We start from the raw sequence: 3,351 nt of genomic DNA, 5'->3' as shown, positions 1-3,351 counted from the left end.
ATGACGATTGGTAGATTCTAGTTTGGATGGCTTGCAAAAACAGAATCCAAATCAAAAAACGCGTGATTTTAGTCTAAAAATTTTTAATATCACATAAATGTTTGCTTGCGAAATTTTGCAAATTTTGTGCCTTTTATAAAACTAAACTTCGCAAATTTTCCGTGCCTAGTTTCTACACCTCAAAGCGGCTTTCGTTGTCGTAGTTTTGCTCTATCATGTTGTTGTAGTGCAGGATTTTGCAGCTGTTTTCCACGACGGCGATGAGTTTTACTAGCGTGGCGAGGTCGCGCCCATAGCCATAGATCCCACAGCCTTTGACTAGCACGAAGTTTGTAGCATGCGTCTTGAAATACCGCACGATGTCTGTCTCCGCGCGCTCATAGAGCGTCTCATACTCCCTAGAATCCAGTATTTCGCTATTTTTCCCAAGCACCTTGTAGCCTAGGTAGTCGATGGGCGCGATGACTTTGTGCTTGAGCGAGTAGGAGGTGGCGTAGGGCGCGTGCGAGTAGATGACAAAGCGCGCCTCTAGGAAGTTGCGATAGATGTTGGCGTGGATGAAGCTATCAAGGCTCGCTTCTTGCCAGCGGTAGTCCTCTTTGTCGTGTAGCATAATGAAAGAGTCGTTGTTCATTTTGTCTAGCAGGGCGTCTTTGCGGTTTATTATGAAGTTGCTTTTGCTAAGGCGCGCAGAAATCGAGCCATAAAACACGCCAAAAAGCCCGCTTCGACAAAGCGAGTAGGCGACATCGGAGAGGTTTTTCATGATGCTTGTGTCTATGTCTTTGGTGTGGATATTCATGGTGTTTCCTTGTGGTTTGTGGTTTTAATGGTTTTGTCGCGCTTCCAAAGGCGTCTAAAAGATGTCTTTAAAGGCGGTTTTGCCCCAAATGTCGCGCGTCATCGTGTCGTCGCGTTTGTTATATTGTCGCGCGTCATTGCCTTATCGCCCTGTTGTCCTGCCGCTTTTTCGCTTACCGCCTTGGCAGCACTTTTGCGCGCCTAAGTGCCGCAGTCTGCGGGAATGCCTCATCAAAAATCACATCTTGGCTGGAGTATCCAAACTCATAGATTTTCGCGCCATTTGCGCCATAAAGCACGCCTTGTATCATCACGCCATCTATATATGTATGCTCAAATTGCAGCGCGCCGCTTGGGAAAAAGCCCTTTTGGATGGTGATCTCCTGCCCTTCGAGCCATACTATTTCATTGGCAAGGCGGCTGTTTTTGTATGTTTGGGTGATGTTTTTGGCTGGCATTTCTTGGCTTATGGAGCGGATGGAGCCATCGGCGTTGTAAAGTGTCGTGGTTTTGCTGTCGCGCTCGGAGGTGATTTTGGATTCTAGTCTGGAGTCTTTGGTGTAGGTGCTGCCGCTGGCTCTGCTAGCGCTTATGCTAAAATCGCTAATCAAACTGCCATCTTTGCGGTATGAGCGCACGCGCTTGGTGGTAGAATCCGCTGAATCTTGAGCTATTTCTAGCGCGATTTGCCCGCTCTCATAGCGCCAAATCTCTGCGCTAGAACCCGCCACGCTAGAGTCCAAAGCGCTAGAATCTATGGCGCTAGAATCCTTGCGAGAACCCGCCACGCTAGAATCTACGCCAGCTTTCGCGCTGTCTTTGTGTATTTTGGTGTCTTTATCATTTGGGCGCATGGAGTAGAAGGCGATGGCGTTGTTTTGGTAGTTTGCATAGGGTGCGACAAGCACGCCAAGCGCGTAAGATGAGCGATATAAGGTGCGTTGGCTTGGATAGTCATAGACGATTTCTTCGCCATTTAGCAAGCCCCATTGATAGTGGCGTATGATTTTGGTGATTTCGCCATGTCCATAGGTTTTGGTTTGCCCTTGCAAAAAGTCGTTTTGATAGGTTTGCTCAAAGACGAGTTTGCCATTGGCATAGCCGCTTGATTTGCCCTCTTTGCTGCCATTGCGATAGTGTGTGCGCGTCATGCTAGCACCACTCTCGCTTGCGGATGTGCTCGGGTCTAGGTGCGTCTCTGCGATGCCATGCAGCACGCCATTTTGGTATTCTCGAAGCGAGATTAGATTCTCGTTTTGATAGATTTTGCTAGCGCCGTGCTTTTTGCCGGCTTTGTAGGCGGTCTCTACGCGGCGAGGATCTGATGCTCCAGAATCTGAATAGGTTATCATCACGCCATCAATCAACCCTTGCTTGTATGGCACTTCTCGGACGACTTGCCCGTTTTTGTAGGCTTTGCTGATGCCTTCTAGCAGGTTGTTTTTGAAGCTTAGCGTGGCGCGGAGGTTGCCCTCTGCATCAAACACCTCGATAGTCACGAAGTCGCCATTATCGGCGCGTTTTAGCGTGATGAGTTGGTTGTTATCGCGCAGTGATTGCGCGCTTATGAGGTCGTCAAACTTGATTTGCAAGGGCAGGGGCTTGTATGCGCTGATGTCGGCGGGGATTTGGTCGGTAGAGTCTTGGTCGGTTGGTGATTCTTGGGTTTGGGTGGTGGTTTGGTTGTTGGTTTGGGCGCTGGCTTGATTTGGGTTTGGCGCGGAATCTTGGGCGGCTGGTTGTGTGTTGGCGGTTGCGTTTGGCGAAGTGCTTTGTGCGGTGTTGGTGCTTTGCTGGGCGCTGGCGTTTTGTGTGGCGTTTGGCTGGCTGGCGGCGGATTTTGAAGCGCTGGATGCGCTAGAATCTATTTTGCCAGATTCTGCTTTGGCTGATTTTGTTTTAGTGGATTCTACTTGGCTTGGCTTTTTTACTGGCGCGCTGGGTTTGGTTTGGCTGGCGCTTGGTTTGTTAGCATTTGATTTCTCTTGATTTGCCTTGCTTGATTTATGTGCGGAAGCGGCGCTATTTTTGGCATTGCCTTTGGCATTGTTTTTTGTAGAGGCTTTGGCAGAATCCGCTTTTGCCACTTGCGCTTTTGCAGGCGCGCTAGATTCTGCATCATAAAAGCAGCCCGCTATCAAAATAGCCGCCACGCAGGCGACAAACGCGCCAAAAACAGCGCCAAAAATCGCACCACCGCGCACGCAAGACAAAGCGCATGAAGCCAAATCCCCGCATCCGCCAAATGAAAAAATACCACAAAAATACATCCTCATGACATACCCCAAACCGCCCAAGCATCGACAAATCGACGCCTATAAAGGCTAATGATAAGCGTTGATTATAGCAGATTTTGGATTAAGCGCGCAGAATCTAAACCAGAATCTAAATTTGATATTTTTACACCACTTTGCTATTTTCTCAGCAAACTTTAAGCATTACATTTGTAATATTCTACTTCCCAAAAATTTCAACGCATTGTTTAAGCTTATTAAGCACTTAAGCTTTTAAAGTTAAACCTTTACAAGATAAGATTAGTAAGATTTAGCT

Annotated in this window: 2 protein-coding genes; both read right to left on the bottom strand. The window is 47.9% G+C overall.

Annotated elements, in window-relative coordinates; translation table 11 throughout:
• Window positions 1-172: 172 nt before the first annotated feature.
• Window positions 173-802: a class II aldolase/adducin family protein gene (locus BKN38_RS09995; protein WP_066453729.1), complete on the bottom strand. Its 630-nt coding sequence runs from the start codon at window positions 800-802 to the stop codon at window positions 173-175.
• 172 nt (window positions 803-974) lie between these two features.
• Entirely contained in the window at window positions 975-3,077 is a 2,103-nt protein-coding gene (locus BKN38_RS09990; protein WP_066453731.1) for a hypothetical protein, read from the bottom strand.
• Window positions 3,078-3,351 lie beyond the last annotated feature (274 nt).

Source organism: Helicobacter sp. CLO-3, from assembly GCF_001854545.1.
Classification (GTDB): domain Bacteria; phylum Campylobacterota; class Campylobacteria; order Campylobacterales; family Helicobacteraceae; genus Helicobacter_B.
The sequence above is the reverse complement of the archived record's forward strand: the minus strand, read 5'-3'. Positions and strand labels throughout refer to the sequence as shown.

What these genes read in the sequence shown, in the direction of transcription:
- BKN38_RS09995 (WP_066453729.1), bottom strand. Translation starts at nt 802, where the DNA reads ATGAATATCCACACCAAAGACATAGACACAAGCATCATGAAAAACCTC.
- BKN38_RS09990 (WP_066453731.1), bottom strand. Translation starts at nt 3,077, where the DNA reads ATGAGGATGTATTTTTGTGGTATTTTTTCATTTGGCGGATGCGGGGAT.